Raw genomic sequence first — 15,467 nt, forward strand, 5'->3', positions numbered from 1 at the left:
TCGCAGTATGCTTTTTTATGCTTGAGATGATTTAAAAATAACATTTACATTGTTGGTCTTGGAGTCAAGACACTGGTTTTTGACTGGGTCAATTTGTCTTTTTATGATATTTAATCCGCTTTCAAAAAAATCTGTCCAAAATGACAAAAAATGACATTGGTCTAAGCGGCCTGTTTTGCTTCAAGCTGCTTTAAATCGATTTTGATTAAAAGTGATCAATCAGAACTACTGATGTGATTAATAAGATAAAAAAATAATATAAATCAATGGTTAAATTTTAAGTAAATATTGATGCTTTTCATTGTAATAAAACGATAACAATTAATTGTGAACGCATCGTTCAGGTAAAATTACGCATTTTTACAGCTCTTTGTTGAATTGTGACTTGACCGAAATGCCGTCCACATTGCAAGATAGGGCACCTAAAAAAATTTAAGTGAAGAGTTACACTAACTTTTCTCAATATTTACATTTGCTAAAACAGCCGAGGATTACATGAAGGCTCTTGTTGCTGTAAAACGTGTGGTTGATGCCAACGTTAAAGTTCGTGTTAAACCGGACAACAGTGGTGTTGACTTAACTAACGTTAAAATGTCAATTAATCCATTCTGTGAAATCGCAGTGGAAGAAGCGGTTCGTTTAAAAGAAAAAGGAACTGTTTCAGAAATCATTGTTGTTTCTATTGGTCCTAAAGAGGCGCAAGAACAGATCCGTTCTGCAATGGCGCTTGGTGCTGACCGCGGTATCCTGGTTGAAGCTGATGCCAGCCAACTGGGTGCGCTGGAAATCGCTAAAATCCTGAAAGGTGTTGTTGAAGCTGAACAGCCCCAATTGATCCTTCTGGGCAAGCAAGCCATTGATGACGACTCTAATCAGGTTGGTCAGATGCTTGGCGCTTTACTGGGTGCCGGTCAAGGTACATTTGCTTCTGAAGTGAAAGTAGACGGCGACAAAGTACAGGTAACACGTGAAGTAGACGGCGGTTTACAAACTGTTGAGCTTACACTTCCAGCAATCATTACCACTGACTTGCGTTTGAATGAGCCACGTTATGCAGCTCTTCCAAACATCATGAAAGCGCGTAAAAAACCGCTTGATACCAAGTCACCTGCAGATTTTGGTGTAACTACCACAACTCAACTGAAAACAGTGAAAGTTGAATCACCTGCAGAGCGTAAAGCTGGCGTACAAGTGAAGTCTGTAGACGAGCTTGTAGAAAAATTGAAAAACGAAGCGAAAGTGATCTAATACAGAAGGATAAAAATCATGAGTATTTTAGTTATCGCTGAGCACGACAACAAAGCATTAAACGCTGCTACTTTAAACGTTGTTGCTGCGGCACAAAAAATCGGTGGCGATATCACTGTATTGGTTGCTGGTTCTGGCGCTCAAGCAGTTGCTGAGCAGGCAGCTAAAGTATCTGGCGTAAGCAAAGTATTGCTTGCTGATGATGCTGCTTATGCAAACCAGTTGGCTGAAAATGTAGCGAAACTGGTTGCAGAGTTAGGTAAAGATTATAGCCATATCCTTGCTGCTTCTACATCAAATGGTAAAAACATTTTGCCACGTGCAGCTGCGCTTCTTGATGTCAGCATGATTACTGACATTATCGCAGTTGATGGTCCTAAGACGTTCAAGCGTCCGATCTATGCAGGTAACGCAATTGCGACTGTGGAATCAGGCGAAAACGTCGTATTGGCGACTGTTCGTGGTACGGCATTTGATCCTGTCGCTGCTGAGGGCGGTTCTGCTGCTATTGAAGCGGTTGCTTCTACTGGCGATGCTGGTATTTCTAAGTTTATCAACGAAGAAATTGTAAAATCTGAACGTCCTGAACTGACAGCTGCGCGTATTGTGGTTTCTGGTGGTCGTGGTGTGGGTTCTGGCGAGAACTACCACACGATTCTTGATCCATTGGCTGACAAGCTTGGTGCAGCTCAAGGTGCGTCGCGTGCTGCGGTAGATGCTGGCTTCGTACCAAACGATATGCAAGTAGGTCAAACAGGTAAAATCGTTGCTCCTGACTTGTACATCGCTGTCGGTATCTCTGGTGCGATTCAGCATTTGGCTGGTATGAAAGAATCTAAAGTGATCGTGGCGATCAACAAAGATGAAGAAGCCCCAATCAATGCAGTAGCTGACTACTGGCTGGTGGGCGACCTGAACACTGTTATTCCTGAATTGGTTTCTAAAATCTAATTCCTGAATCAGGTTCGAAAAACACCTCTTGGTCTTTGTACGAAGAGGTGTTTTTGATTGTCCATTATTTTTAATTATTATTTATTTTTAAATATTTATGAGATAAATTAAAATAATAAAAACTTTAAATAAGAAAATAAATGTCAGACTTACAGCAACCTGAAAAAAATATGATTTTAAAAGATCCTTTATTTCAACGTATTTTTATTTTTATTATTGGTTTGATTTTCTTTCTCCTAAATGTAGGTAGCTTGGTCTATTGCATCCAGTCGAGTCTATCTTTTTGGCTAGTAATTGGTTTTTTGATATGTGGATGTTTTGCCTATGTTGGTATGTTATTTATGTTGGCAGCGTTCGCTGATACTGAAATACTTAATCGGAGGACAGGCTGGCTATTTGAAGGACCTTCAGCTGATCCCATTGGGCTGGTGATGTATATCTTGCTTATAATTACTGTTGGATTAGTCATCGGTATCATTGCATTGATTTTAACGTTTTTAATTAGATTGGTGATGCCGTTTCAGAAGTATTGAAGCATTCAGGGCTAAAAATTTATCTATAAAAACCTGGGTTTTTTTAGGATCATATAGAATATAAGAGGTAGATGCGCCTTAGGCGCTGATTAATCTACAAAGATCAGGAGACATCAATTCACTGAGTTGCTGATGACTGGTTCAGTTATTGAATAAGTATTTTTATTCCGGAAAGGTTTTCAAGATACTAATTTTTTAATGCTGCTTCGAAAAAATACTATAAGCAGCTTTTTGTCTGGAAAATACTCGGTAGTCGAAACTAGAGTATGTGATTTGTATGAAAAGTGATAAAATCCCGGTTTAATTTCCCTCCTGTTTTTGATCATGTCCTTTTCTAAAACCGCCCACATCCTGTTTATTAGTTTTCTGCTGATTGCGCTTTATCTGGGTATTTGTATTCATACTGCCCTGAATGCGCCGATTCCGGTGACCCAGTATTTGTTTAGTGAATCAGGTGCTTTTGAAGTCATGAGCCCATGGCTGTGGTACTTACTGGCAGTGCTGTGTTTGCTCAATGTGGAAATTAAGCCCAATACCAGAGTGTTTACAGCTTTAGCGGCAGTGTTGCTGGGATTGCGGGAAATGGATTTTCATAAGCGACTGTTCGACATGAGCTTTATCAAAACTAATTTCTATCGCAGTGCTGAAATTCCGTTTATGGATAAACTGCTTGGATTTGTTTTATTGCTCGGGATTATTTTTGTCTTTCTGGTACTGGCAAAAAAATTGGTACAAACTATACGAAGCATGAAAGATTCTTTGAATATTGCGCATTATTTTATCTTCCTCACCATTGCCTGTGGCGGACTGAGCAAAGTACTGGATCGCACGACTTCCACCCTGAAAGAGGAGTTCGGAATCCAGTTGCTACAACAGAATCAAATCATGATTATGACCATTGAGGAAGGGGTGGAGATGTTATTGCCAATTTTATTAATTGTTGCAGTTTTGAGTTATCATAAAGTGCTGAACCAGGCACAATAAAAAAACACAGAAAAACGAGGAAGATGCGCCAATCAACTGGCGCATTTTTTTTGCGCTGCAATATTTCTGCATATTTTGAGTATTGAAAAAGGCTGGGTGGGTGCACTGATTTTCAGTTTTGAAATAACAAGAAAATGATCACTAAAATGAAGATAATTAACAAGGTTAAGCTGAATATTTCGACACAAAAATACAAGTGTTTATGCTATAATTTATGGCTGTATTTTAGTTTTTAACTCAGTCGTTTGAGTTAATGATTTTGCTAGTTTTACGACATATAAATACAAGCCAAAACTGGCTTGTAGAATAAGGAGTATGCATGAGCGTATCGGAAATTAGACCGATTGCCATTGAGGATGAACTTAAAAGCTCATATCTCGATTATGCGATGAGCGTGATTGTGTCACGTGCATTGCCCGATGTACGAGATGGTTTAAAACCTGTTCATCGTCGTGTGCTTTTCGCAATGCACGAATTAGGCAATGACTATAACAAAGCTTATAAAAAGTCTGCACGTGTAGTCGGTGACGTGATCGGTAAATATCACCCGCATGGTGACTCTGCCGTATATGAAACCATTGTACGTATGGCGCAAGATTTCAGCTTGCGTTACCAGTTGGTAGATGGTCAAGGTAACTTTGGTTCAGTCGATGGCGACAGCGCAGCAGCCATGCGTTATACCGAAGTGCGTATGCGTAAACTGACCCACGAACTGTTGGCAGATCTTGAAAAAGACACAGTCGATTGGGAAGACAACTACGATGGCTCTGAGCGTATTCCTCAAGTCATGCCAACGCGTGTACCGAACTTATTGATTAATGGTGTGACCGGTATTGCAGTCGGTATGGCGACCAATATGGCACCGCATAACCTGACTGAAGTCGTGAATGCGTGTCTGGCCTATGCCAATGATCCAAATATCAGCATCGAAGGTTTGATGGAGCATATTTCTGGTCCAGATTTCCCGACAGGCGGTATTATTTACGGTAAATCAGGCATCGTGGATGCATACCGTACCGGTAAAGGTCGTCTGCATATTCGTGGGAAATATCACTTCGAAGAAGATCCGAAGAACGGCCGTATCACGATTGTATTTACTGAAATTCCGTATCAGGTCAATAAAGCAAAAACCATTGAGCGTATTGCTGAACTGGTCAAAGAGAAAAAACTGGAAGGAATTTCGGAGCTGCGTGACGAGTCTGATAAAGACGGGATGCGTATTGCGATTGACTTAAAACGCGGTGAAAACGCTGAAGTTATTGTCAATAACCTGTTCCAGAATACGCAATTAGAAAATTCATTCAGCATCAATATGGTTTGCCTCGACAATGGCCAGCCAAAATTGATGAATTTGAAAAATATCATTGCGGCGTTTATTCGTCACCGTCAAGAAGTCGTGACCCGTCGTACCATGTACGAGTTACGCAAAGCGCGTGAACGTGGTCATATCTTGGAAGGTTTGACGGTTGCACTGGCCAATATTGATAAGATCATCGAAACCATTAAAAGTTCTGCGAATCCGGCTGAAGCGCGTGAGCGTTTACAAGCAGGCGAGTGGGCTGGTGGTGGTGTTGTGGCGTTGCTTGAACGTGCCGGCTCGATTTCTGTACGTCCAGACGAAATTGAAGGCGAAGATTTAAATCGTCCATTTGGTTTAGATGGTGAAATCTATCGTCTGTCTCCAACCCAAGTCAATGCGATTATGGAGCTTCGTCTGCATCGTTTAACCGGTCTTGAACAAGACAAGTTACATGCAGAATATAGCGAAATTCTGGCTACCATTACTGAATTGACGGCCATTTTAAATGACTTCAATTTGCTCATGAATGTGATTCGTGAAGAATTGGCATTGATCATTCAGCAATATGGCGATGGTCGTAAAACAGATATTGTTGAATCACGTATCGATTTCTCGCGTGAAGATTTGATCCCTGAAGAGCAAATGGTGCTGACGGTTTCAAAAACAGGTTATGCGAAAACTCAGCCATTGTCTGACTATGCTGCACAGCGTCGCGGTGGTCGTGGTAAGTCTGCAACCAGCATGAAAGAAGATGATTACATTCAGCATCTGATTGTGACCTCTAGCCATGCAACGGTACTTTGCTTTACCAACGTCGGTAAAGTATATCGTCTGAAAGTCTATGACGTGCCACAAGCCTCTCGTGGTGCAAAAGGTCGTCCAATGGTGAACTTACTGCCACTAGACGAAAACGAAACGATTACAGCAATCTTGCCTGTGATTGATGCACCGAAGAAATTCAAAGAACGTCTGGCGGACTTCAAGGCATTTGTGAAAGCCAATGCAGAACAGTTGCAAAGCAATGAGGTGATCAATAGTCATTTTGCTGCACTTGAAGCTGCATTGGCTGAATCTGAAGATGGCGCAGACGATATTTCTGATGCACTTCGTGCGCAGCTGAAAGAGTTAGGTCAAGCACTTTCGACCACGGATCTTGATGATGACATCATCAATGAGTTTGCACAGCAAGCGGAAGCTGTTCGTAAGAACTTCTATGTGTTTATGGCGACTGAATACGGTACGATTAAACGTGTAGAACTTGAACAGTTCTCGAACGTTCGTTCAAACGGTTTACGTGCGATTGAACTCAATGGCGATGACACTTTGATTGGTGTTGCGATTACTGATGGCGAACAGCAAATCATGTTGTTCTCAAATGAAGGTAAAGCCATTCGCTTCGCAGAAACTGACGTGCGTTCAATGGGTCGTTCGGCCAAAGGTGTGCGTGGTATGCGTGTAACCATTGGTGCGGCAGCCTTGCTGGAAGAAAGCGAAGAAACTGAGATCGAGTCTGATGATGAAGATGGTTCAGATTCAGCATTAGTCAGCCGGATCGTGTCTTTAGTCGTTGTACCTGAAACAGGTGAAGTACTGTGTGCTTCAGAAAATGGTTACGGTAAACGTACCCCTGTAGATGACTTCCCGACCAAGAAACGTGGCGGTAAGGGCGTGATTGCGATCAAGACCTCTGAACGTAATGGCCAATTGGTGGGTGCAGTTGCCATCGATGCTTCTAAAGAACTGATGCTGATTTCTGATGGTGGTACGCTGGTTCGTACCCGTGCATCTGAAGTGGCGCAAACTGGTCGTAACGCACAGGGTGTTCGTCTGATCCGTTTAGGTAATGACGAATTACTGGTCGGTGTAGTTTCAATTGAAGCTGTTGAAGAAGACGAGTTTGTTGAAGCGATTGAAGGCGAAGACGCTTTAGTGGCAGAAACAGATTCAGCAGCTGAAACTGGGCAAGTTGAAAAAGACGGTGAAAATTCAGTAGAAGAATAAGTTTTTTACTGATAAAAAGGGCGCTTCGGCGTCCTTTTTTATAAACCTTGACGAGATAGAGGTAAGCGATGAAAACCAAATTAATGTCATTAGCAGCAGTGCTTGCATTGAGTGGTTGTAATTCAGTGGACAATATTCCAAATCCGAGTCCTGAGCAGGAAAGATCAGCCGAGTTAGCTTATGAAGATTTGCGTGACGGAAAATATGAGGAATTTCTGAATCACCTGGAACCACAATTACAGGTGCAGTTTAAGGACAATGAAAAGTTGATGAAACGCTTTTCACGCTCGATTCCTCAAGGTGAATACAAGTCTAAAACTTTAATGACCAAGCAGATTGAAGAAGCGACTAACCAGCCGGGCCAATATAAGGTCAGTTATGAAATTGCCTATCCGAATAATCTGGTTCAGTATGATGTAAGTTTTGACAAACCGAATGGCAGCGACAAGATCCGTAATTTTAATATCCAGGTGTTTGGCAAATCCAATCCCTAAACTTGGAGAGAGTCTTAATGGCCACTGTCTGTCAGTTTTTAGGAACCTGAATCAGGCGATGATAGCCTAACAAGAAACACAGGCTGCCGACCACTCCAAGATAAATTAGTTTGGGTACAACTAGTGCTGTAGGTACGCCCATCTGGTTAAGTTGAATAAACATCTGCACAATTTGGGTAGAGGGCAGGATTTCGGCCAGAAATTGCATCCAGAGTGGCATAGAGGAGTGGGGCCATGCGATACCAGAGAGTAAGAACAGGGGAATAGAGGTAAATACAATAATATGACCTGCCCGTTCTGGCATATCCAGAAAGCTGGCGAACAGCCAGCTAATACCAATAATACAGTAGATGAAAACCGGGACGGCAATGAGCATGCCGATAAAATTCCCGCCACGCGGATAATCAAATAACCAGAATGTAAAACCGAATAAATAAAAACAACCCAGACAGCCGATGGTAAATATCGCCAGACAGATCCCGATGAAAGCATTTGAGTTCAATTCTACTTTTCTTTCCCGGTATACCAAGATCAGCATGCTCAAACCTAAAAAAATAGTTTGATAAATAATTAAGGGGGCAACTGCAGGAAATACATAACTGCCATAGCCGGACAGAGTATTAAACAGTGGAATCTGATGTACAGAAAGCGCTGGAGAAAATTTTGATATATGTTCAAATTGTGCAATATAGTCTGATAAGGTTTGCTCAACTGAAGCAGCCAGGCCCAGACCAATCTGTTTGGTTGCCAGAAAATTTGAAGCATTTAAATAGAGTCCAATTCCGCCCGATTCACCATGGATCACAGCTTGGGACAAATTGTTAGGTAACAGTAAAATTCCGTTTGCTTCTTCAGATTCGACCATGAGCTTAGCTTCCGCGAAATTGCCTGTAATCGCCTTGACCGTGACATTCGGACTTTCCCTTACCTTTTGGATAATACTGGCCGTTAAATGACTTTGTTCTTCATCGACAATAATAATGGGCAAGGCTTCTGCCGTCTGTGCCTGATATGCAGTAGGATAAAAAAAACTGTAAAAAAGTACAGAAAAAATCAGTGTGGTAAAAATACTTTCGTGCGTAAAAATATCTTTAAAGGTGCGCAGATAGTAAGACCAGCATGATTTCATGGGACTATTCCTTTAGCGACTCTTTTTAAAAAAAGATAGGCCAGCAGTGCCGATATTACTACAAACATTAACAGCACCAATAAGGGCTGTAGTGAAACAGACATGGGACTACCCATTACCCACTGTTCAGTCTGTAATTTGGCATAGGAGGTATAGGGAATAATATGAGCCCAGAAATGGGTAAATAAGGGGGCATTATTTAAGGGGAGCGTTACGCCTGCAAAACTTAAAGATGAGCCGCCATATACTGCAATTAAGCCGAATGATTTGGTTAAATCTTTGGTTACTAGCACGATGGCGCTACTCAAGAAAGCATAGGCGCTATAAAATAGCAATTGAGCCAATAGAATCAGACCAAGAGAGCCAGCTACAAACCAGCCGCGGATCTGAATCAGCCAGAACATCCAGACCCAGGTCCATATGCTAAAAATGGTTACATAAACTAGATTCTTTGATAGCAAAGCCATCCAGAGTGAATGATTGCTAATCCAGACTTGTAAGGTTTGCCGTTTGAGTTCCTGACCCAATGAAAATGCCACGCAACAACAGAGCAGTAAATGTAGAACTGCTGGAATGACAAAAGGTTCTAAATAAAACTCATAATTAAGATCTGGGTTATACAGCGGGGATAATTTGATCTGGGGTATAGGAAGGTCGAGATAAGGCAGCCGGTTTTCCAGATAATACTTTCCTAAAAAATCAGCTATAGCTTCTATTGTGCTGATCAGCAGGGCAGATGAAATAGTATTACCAATACTAAAATAACTCTGATTATAAACAATACTGATTCCCGCATCTTGAGCACGAACAAGACGTTGCTCGGCCCCCTGCGGAATATGAATATAGCCCCAAATATTATTCTTATTTAATAGAAGTTCAGCTTCTTCAGTTTGTCCAGTGACAATATCTACTTTAAGTGTCTGATTGAGTGAAATATAGGTATAAATATTCTGGCTCAGTGCACTTCGGTCCTGATCAATAATCGCAATGGGTAAATGCTCAGGTTTACCTTGGAGAAACATGCTACTGAATATAATAATGACGAAGGCAGGAGCAAGCGTGACTAGGCACAGATCCCATTTTTCCCGGAGCAGATAGCGCAGTTCGCGCCCTATCCCCCTCCACATCAGGAACCCTCTTTTAATTTAAACAAGACACTCATGCCAACTTTAAGTCCGGGTATGGCGGGTACTGGAACAAGATGCACTTTAAAGCTTCTGATATCATAACCCCCAGTTTGGCGTGTAGTTTTAATAGTCGCGAATTCACCTTCGGCACTGATATTTTTGATGCGGAATTCAGCTTTTTTATCTAGGGCCGGAATATAGCCTTCAATCGTCGTCATGTGCTGAAATGGCGCATACTGGTCTTCACGAATATTCAGACTCACGCGCATATCATCTTTAATCAGGCTCACTACCGGCACTGCAGTTGCTACCAACTCCGATACTTCACCATAAATTTGAGATACCGTTCCATCGATTGGGGCAAGTAGTTTTGTTTCTGCGACCAGTGAATTGGCTTCTTCTAGGGCAGCCCGGGCAATTTCAACCTGTGCCTCCGCAGATGTTTTCTGTTGGGGAGTGCTGCCCCGGTTAGCGCGTAGATACTGCTGATAGGCTGCTTCAGTCATTTGGGCAGCAGACTGGCTGGCTGCATATAGTTCATCACGGCGTTGACGGGAAATGACACCTTCTTTAAACAGATTTTCACCACGTTGAAAGGAAACTTTGGCTAAATTCTGCTGTGCTTTCAACGCTTGCCAGTTGGCATACAGGCTGGCGATATTCTCCTCTTGAGAACCCCGGTCAACAGTCGACTGTAAGGCCAAGGCAGATTGCAGGGCAGCGGCAGCCTGCTGTTTTTTAGTTTCCACTTCGGGGCTGTATAAGCGGACAAGCATGTCACCTTTTTTGACATGCTGGCCTTCCTGTACATAGATTTCTTCAATGCGGCTAGGTACCTTGGTGGCGACCTGTATTGTTTCCGCTTCTACCTGTCCTTGTAATTCAAGTGTCGTCGGGTGATAGCTTTTCCAGAGACCAAAGGCAATGATGGCCAGTAAAACAGGTATTGCCGCCAGTAACAGATATTTTATTGGTTTAGAGAGTCCAGAGGATTGTTCATGATCAGCAGAAGTTGCAGCGTTTTTTTCTTCCAGCGATTCGGACTCAATCTGTGAGGTGGAAGGGCTACTTTTATTGTTTGAGGTAACCGAACCATTCACAGGATCATCTGGCTTTTGATCTTTGTCCATGTCTGGCTCCATTAGCGAATATAGTGGGTATTGGCATGTTGAATATAGCTAGAAAACTCGTTAATCGAGCCATAACTTTGTAAAAGTGTGGCAAGTGACATCACGTATTTATAAGCGTTCAAGGCAGTTTCTGCTTTTAGCCCGCTCAATATGTTTTGTGCATCAATGACCTGTGCCGCCGTACCCATATCTTCTTTAAATGATAATTGCTGGATACGTAAATTTTCCTGAGCCGCCTTTAGATTTTGTGCCAAAAGTGTATCGCTCTGCTGCGCATTCACTGCTTCACTATAGGATTTGTAAATCAGGTTTTCAATTTTTTGCTGAGTACGTGCAGTGAGCAGTTCAGTAGCGTAACGTTTAAGTTCAGCTGCCTGAATATTTTTATTTTTATCAATTCCGGAAAACAGGTTATAACTGGCAGCCACCCCGACAATCCAGTTTTCGTTGTGGTTCAGACTGTATTCACCAAAGGCAAAGACACTCGGTTTTTTCGTGGCTTGCTGGACTTTTACATTGGTTTGCGCCAATTGAGTATCTAATCGCATTTTTTGAATCAATGTAGAGTTTTGGGTAAAAGTCTTCAGTAAATGATTTAAGTCCTGAGATTCGGTCTTATTCACAAATAAAGGAGTGGTCAGTTCGGTCAGGTTGCCTTGTTGAAGCAGGTTATTCAGCTGAAACAGACTCGCATTCAGATTGGCCTGAGTATTTTTCTGGGCGCGCTCGGCATCATTGCGTGCGACTTCAAACTGCATGCGCTGGCCTTTGCTGATAAAACCCTGCTGCTGCATTTTTAAGGCATTCTGATAATGCTGCTGCATGGCATTCAGGTTAAAAACCGCCGCTGCATAAAGTTGTTTTTGTAGTTGAACATTAAAATAACTCTGAATGAGTTCAAAACGCTGAATATCTTGCTGTTCTTTGTTGCTCAGTGCACTACGGTTCGCCTGAATATTGGCAACTTCCTTGGCATTGGCGGTCAAGCCTCCAGTATAGAGGGGCATGATGACTGACACCGTAGGGCGAATGACCTGATCTTCAAGGACTACATTGGAGGTGTCCGGAATCAGGCCGACTCCGCTATGAATGACATTGTTGATTCCTTCCTGAAGAGGATCGGTAATGTCAGGAGGCAGTATAATCCCAAGATTATCTTCCCATTGGTTGATTTGCCCCGTGATACCTTGGGACAGTACATTTTCCAGATTGTTTTTAAACTGCTTCAGGGGAATATCCACTTCACTATGGAAGGCATAGGCACGAACATTCAGATCGACGCGTGGCAATCCCAAACCTTTGGTTGCTTCAGCTTCAAGTTGCGAGGCCTGTTCCAGACTTTGATAGGCCTGACTGCTATAAGAAGACTGTAATAATTGTTGTTCAGCTTCTTGAAAACTCAAGGCTTGGGCATATAAATTCAGACTTGTACACAACAGTCCTGAAAATAATCCGCACCCCAAAAATAATCTACTTATATCGTTTATCGTATTCATGAAAGCAAGTTGCCAATTTGAATAAGGTGAAATTTGTTTACTGACATTATAAATCAGTGCTTTAGAGCTCAGTCAGTGGCATGGTTGTAATATTGTTTATTTTACAATTGTCTAGGAAAAAGGAAGCTTGTATGACCTGAATTAACTTGTTGTTATACTTTTAAAATTATCATGAATGATGCAAAAGTCTAGACAGTCTTTTAATACGCCTATGGATTTAGAACTATGGATAGGTTGATCTGAACAGATTTGTCCATTATTTAACACTTTTATACCCGCTCTCTTTAATACAGGTTTATGTCTCTCATCAATGGGAGGGATAAAGTGAAGGGTGGGACATTTTCGGTTTAAATCATAGCGAAATATATCTCTCCTATTTTTATCTTGATCAAGAATGAAATAGGAATTCTCGGCAGTCTTTCCAGTCAGTTCATTTTCAGGGAAAAGCTCATTACTACTGTTTGGCCAGTTTTGCTTAGTTGCAAGTTTAACATGCGCAATAGCTAATCTGAAACGATGAACGAAATGATCCATTTTTATCTCACTCATGATTTTCTAATTATTATGGTTTTATCATAATAGTTTTATTTTTAAACTCAAACATTTAATTAAAATATGCATCATAAGTAGGATTGTTCTTATAAATGGTCAACTTATCTTATGAATCTACATTGTTTTTTTGACTGTAATTACAGTTTTGTATTGAAATAATTTTGTGCAAGACCCTGCCAGATATGGTTAAATGCCATCATTTTATTGTGTTTCACTCTGAAAGGAAAAATCATGCGCGCGTACAACTTCTGTGCTGGTCCTGCTGCATTACCGACTGCCGTACTTGAAAAAGCTCAAGCTGAAATGCTCGACTGGCATGGCAAAGGTCTTTCGATCATGGAAATGAGCCACCGTAGTGCAGACTATGTTGCTGTCGCTGAAAAAGCGGAAGCAGACCTACGTAAACTCATGAACATTCCTGAGAACTACAAAGTATTGTTCTTGCAGGGTGGGGCGTCACTACAGTTCTCGGCAATTCCATTGAACCTGCTCGGTAAAAATAACAAAGCGGACTATATCGATACCGGGATCTGGTCTGAAAAAGCCTTGAAAGAAGCGCAACGTTATGGCGATATCAATGTTGTAAAAGCGGGTATTAAAATTGATGGCAAACACGCCATCAGCGCACAAAGCGAATGGAACCTGTCTGCAGATGCAGCCTATGTGCATTATGCCGATAATGAAACCATTGGCGGTTTGCAATTCGCATCTATTCCCGAAACAGACAAGCCTCTAGTTTGCGACTATTCATCTAGCATTTTATCTGCACCACTGGACGTATCTAAATTTGGTGTGATCTATGCAGGTGCACAAAAGAATATCGGGCCTGCCGGCTTAACACTTGTGATCATTCGCGACGATTTACTCGATCAGGCCAAACCTGAAATTCCAAGCATCTTGAAATACTCAGATCAAGCGAAAAACGGCTCAATGGTTAACACTCCATCAACCTATGCCTGGTACTTATCTGGTCTGGTGTTCGAGTGGTTGCTGGAAAATGGCGGTGTAGATGCCATGCATAAGGTCAACCTTGAAAAAGCCAATCTGCTGTATGGTTATATTGATCAAAGCGATTTTTATGCGAATCCGATTGCAAAAGCAAACCGTTCGATCATGAATGTGCCATTTACCTTGGCCAATGCAGATCTTGAAAAACAGTTCCTGAAAGAAGCGGAAGCACAGTATTTATTGAATCTTGCGGGTCATCGTTCAGTGGGTGGTATGCGTGCAAGTATTTATAATGCTGTTCCACTTGAAGGCGTACAGGCATTGGTGAATTTTATGGATGACTTTGCCAAACGCAATGGTTGATCCATGAAATAAAAAACCCAGCATATGCTGGGTTTTTTATGCATTAATGTTTCTTCTTGCACGATTTTCATAGATATTTATTGTCCGATCTATTTATCGTTAATACTATTTGTTGTGAGTATTTTTATCATAAAAAATTGATTAAATAAAGTACATTCTTGATTAAAGGTCATAAATTTTTATTTTATTTAAATATCAAATTTGAGCGACAATAAATTATTTACATGAGAAATCAACCGCTTATTTTTATAAGGTTTTCGAGCTTAATTTAAGTATTTAAAATAAAGTGGTTTGAATTTAAAAATGTGGAAAACCTGGTTTTTAATCGATTTAAATAGATGGTTAAGCGGTAAATATTAGACCTCTTGCGAAAGTAAAAACTGCCTCAATACAAATTAAGATGGATGAAAAGAAGATACGCATCAAAATGGGTATCTTCTTTTTTGGGTTTGAGCTTAGACCGCTTTTCTATAAATATTAGCCTGAATCCATAAGTTGCCACGGATATACTGGCCAATTTCAAAATTCTTATACTCTGGATTGCGTGTTGCAATGCGGATCAGGGTCGCAGGCTGGCCTTCATCATGAATCAGGGTGACATCATACAGGGTATAGTCCTGATCCATAAACTGCATGGCAGTTTTCCCAACAATATTGCCCTGAAACCAGGCTTCATCTTCCTGACCCATGGTTTCACCATAAAGATAAGCCACCATTTTAGAAAAATCTACAGTGACAGGTTCTTTATCTTCTTCTGACTGCGGCTGCCAGGCATCAATCTGTTCTTGCAAATTATCAGGGGCTATCCCATTATTGCCCGTCAGAATAGAATTCAAGGCACGGTGATGTTTGATCGAAGCCGGATCATCGACCACTAAATGCTCATGATCTGCAACCGCTTCCAGTTCATAGGCCCAGGCATTCAGATTCACCATATAGGGCTGATCTTTTTCATAATGTGGATGATTGACGCTATACAGACTATCGAAAGCATAAACGATGTTGTTGGCACCCAAATTCAAGCGCAATACCGCCTGGGTATTGGATTTGCAGCTAATAATCCGGTCAATCGTGGCTTTGACCTGATAAGGACTGTCAAAGCATGGGAAAGCAGTTTTTACCGCTTGAGGTTTATTGTTTTCAACGGCAATCACTTGACTCAACTGCACCGCAGCTTTGCTCGGTCCCTGAATCAGCCAGGTCTCTGTATC

At 41.5% G+C, this 15,467-nt stretch carries 13 protein-coding genes; 7 read left to right on the plus strand and 6 right to left on the minus strand.

The window, feature by feature from the left end:
• Nucleotides 1-495: 495 nt before the first annotated feature.
• The 6 genes from KUG37_RS12720 (at nt 496) to KUG37_RS12745 (ending at nt 7,511) form a co-directional block, all read left to right on the plus strand.
• Nucleotides 496-1,248: an electron transfer flavoprotein subunit beta/FixA family protein gene (locus KUG37_RS12720; protein ID WP_216933972.1), complete on the plus strand. Its 753-nt coding sequence runs from the start codon at nt 496-498 to the stop codon at nt 1,246-1,248.
• An 18-nt stretch (nt 1,249-1,266) separates the two neighbouring features.
• Nucleotides 1,267-2,199, plus strand: coding sequence for an FAD-binding protein (locus KUG37_RS12725; RefSeq protein ID WP_216933974.1), 933 nt, complete (start codon nt 1,267-1,269; stop codon nt 2,197-2,199).
• A gap of 140 nt (nt 2,200-2,339) precedes the next feature.
• On the plus strand, nt 2,340-2,732 hold the full coding sequence (locus KUG37_RS12730) for a hypothetical protein (protein WP_216933976.1): 393 nt from the start codon (nt 2,340-2,342) through the stop codon (nt 2,730-2,732).
• A 324-nt stretch (nt 2,733-3,056) separates the two neighbouring features.
• The gene (locus KUG37_RS12735) at nt 3,057-3,716 is read left to right on the plus strand and encodes a hypothetical protein (RefSeq protein WP_216933978.1); all 660 of its coding nucleotides are present in this window, start codon (nt 3,057-3,059) and stop codon (nt 3,714-3,716) included.
• Between the two features lie 319 nt (nt 3,717-4,035).
• Nucleotides 4,036-7,017 (plus strand): DNA gyrase subunit A, encoded by a 2,982-nt coding sequence (gyrA, locus tag KUG37_RS12740; protein WP_216940514.1) that lies wholly within the window; start codon nt 4,036-4,038, stop codon nt 7,015-7,017.
• Between the two features lie 68 nt (nt 7,018-7,085).
• Nucleotides 7,086-7,511, plus strand: coding sequence for a DUF3887 domain-containing protein (locus KUG37_RS12745; protein ID WP_216938174.1), 426 nt, complete (start codon nt 7,086-7,088; stop codon nt 7,509-7,511).
• 31 nt (nt 7,512-7,542) lie between these two features.
• Here KUG37_RS12745 and KUG37_RS12750 read toward each other — a convergent pair whose 3' ends face one another.
• The 5 genes from KUG37_RS12750 to KUG37_RS12770 all read right to left on the minus strand — a co-directional run bounded on the left by KUG37_RS12750 (nt 7,543) and on the right by KUG37_RS12770 (nt 12,927).
• Nucleotides 7,543-8,640, minus strand: coding sequence for an ABC transporter permease (locus KUG37_RS12750; RefSeq protein WP_216938172.1), 1,098 nt, complete (start codon nt 8,638-8,640; stop codon nt 7,543-7,545).
• A complete protein-coding gene (locus KUG37_RS12755) occupies nt 8,637-9,767 on the minus strand; it encodes an ABC transporter permease (protein ID WP_216938170.1) in 1,131 nt (376 codons plus the stop codon). Before KUG37_RS12755 ends, KUG37_RS12750 begins: the two co-directional genes overlap by 4 nt.
• A complete protein-coding gene (locus tag KUG37_RS12760) occupies nt 9,767-10,897 on the minus strand; it encodes an HlyD family secretion protein (RefSeq protein WP_216938153.1) in 1,131 nt (376 codons plus the stop codon). The genes KUG37_RS12755 and KUG37_RS12760 overlap by 1 nt, the downstream gene beginning before the upstream one ends.
• Nucleotides 10,898-10,908: 11 nt before the next feature.
• The gene (locus KUG37_RS12765; RefSeq protein ID WP_216938151.1) at nt 10,909-12,393 is read right to left on the minus strand and encodes a TolC family protein; all 1,485 of its coding nucleotides are present in this window, start codon (nt 12,391-12,393) and stop codon (nt 10,909-10,911) included.
• Between the two features lie 141 nt (nt 12,394-12,534).
• Complete coding sequence (locus KUG37_RS12770) at nt 12,535-12,927, minus strand: hypothetical protein (protein ID WP_216940516.1); 393 nt, start codon at nt 12,925-12,927, stop codon at nt 12,535-12,537.
• Between the two features lie 249 nt (nt 12,928-13,176).
• Here KUG37_RS12770 and serC point away from each other — a divergent pair, with 249 nt between their 5' ends.
• Complete coding sequence (gene serC / locus KUG37_RS12775; RefSeq protein ID WP_216938147.1) at nt 13,177-14,256, plus strand: 3-phosphoserine/phosphohydroxythreonine transaminase; 1,080 nt, start codon at nt 13,177-13,179, stop codon at nt 14,254-14,256.
• A gap of 455 nt (nt 14,257-14,711) precedes the next feature.
• Here serC and KUG37_RS12780 read toward each other — a convergent pair.
• The coding region (locus tag KUG37_RS12780) for a hypothetical protein (protein WP_216940518.1) at nt 14,712-15,467 on the minus strand (756 nt) is incomplete at its 5' end.

Origin of the sequence: Acinetobacter sp. BY419 (assembly GCF_019038395.1) — a bacterium.
Classification (GTDB): Bacteria; Pseudomonadota; Gammaproteobacteria; order Pseudomonadales; family Moraxellaceae; genus Acinetobacter.

Bases quoted from the DNA above. Each gene is read 5' to 3' on its own strand.
- KUG37_RS12745 (WP_216938174.1), top strand. From the start codon at position 7,086: ATGAAAACCAAATTAATGTCATTAGCAGCAGTGCTTGCATTGAGTGGT.
- KUG37_RS12735 (WP_216933978.1), top strand. From the start codon at position 3,057: ATGTCCTTTTCTAAAACCGCCCACATCCTGTTTATTAGTTTTCTGCTG.
- KUG37_RS12750 (WP_216938172.1), bottom strand. From the start codon at position 8,640: ATGAAATCATGCTGGTCTTACTATCTGCGCACCTTTAAAGATATTTTT.
- KUG37_RS12760 (WP_216938153.1), bottom strand. From the start codon at position 10,897: ATGGACAAAGATCAAAAGCCAGATGATCCTGTGAATGGTTCGGTTACC.
- KUG37_RS12730 (WP_216933976.1), top strand. From the start codon at position 2,340: ATGTCAGACTTACAGCAACCTGAAAAAAATATGATTTTAAAAGATCCT.
- KUG37_RS12720 (WP_216933972.1), top strand. From the start codon at position 496: ATGAAGGCTCTTGTTGCTGTAAAACGTGTGGTTGATGCCAACGTTAAA.
- KUG37_RS12765 (WP_216938151.1), bottom strand. From the start codon at position 12,393: ATGAATACGATAAACGATATAAGTAGATTATTTTTGGGGTGCGGATTA.
- serC (WP_216938147.1), top strand. From the start codon at position 13,177: ATGCGCGCGTACAACTTCTGTGCTGGTCCTGCTGCATTACCGACTGCC.
- KUG37_RS12755 (WP_216938170.1), bottom strand. From the start codon at position 9,767: ATGTGGAGGGGGATAGGGCGCGAACTGCGCTATCTGCTCCGGGAAAAA.
- gyrA (WP_216940514.1), top strand. From the start codon at position 4,036: ATGAGCGTATCGGAAATTAGACCGATTGCCATTGAGGATGAACTTAAA.
- KUG37_RS12725 (WP_216933974.1), top strand. From the start codon at position 1,267: ATGAGTATTTTAGTTATCGCTGAGCACGACAACAAAGCATTAAACGCT.
- KUG37_RS12770 (WP_216940516.1), bottom strand. From the start codon at position 12,927: ATGGATCATTTCGTTCATCGTTTCAGATTAGCTATTGCGCATGTTAAA.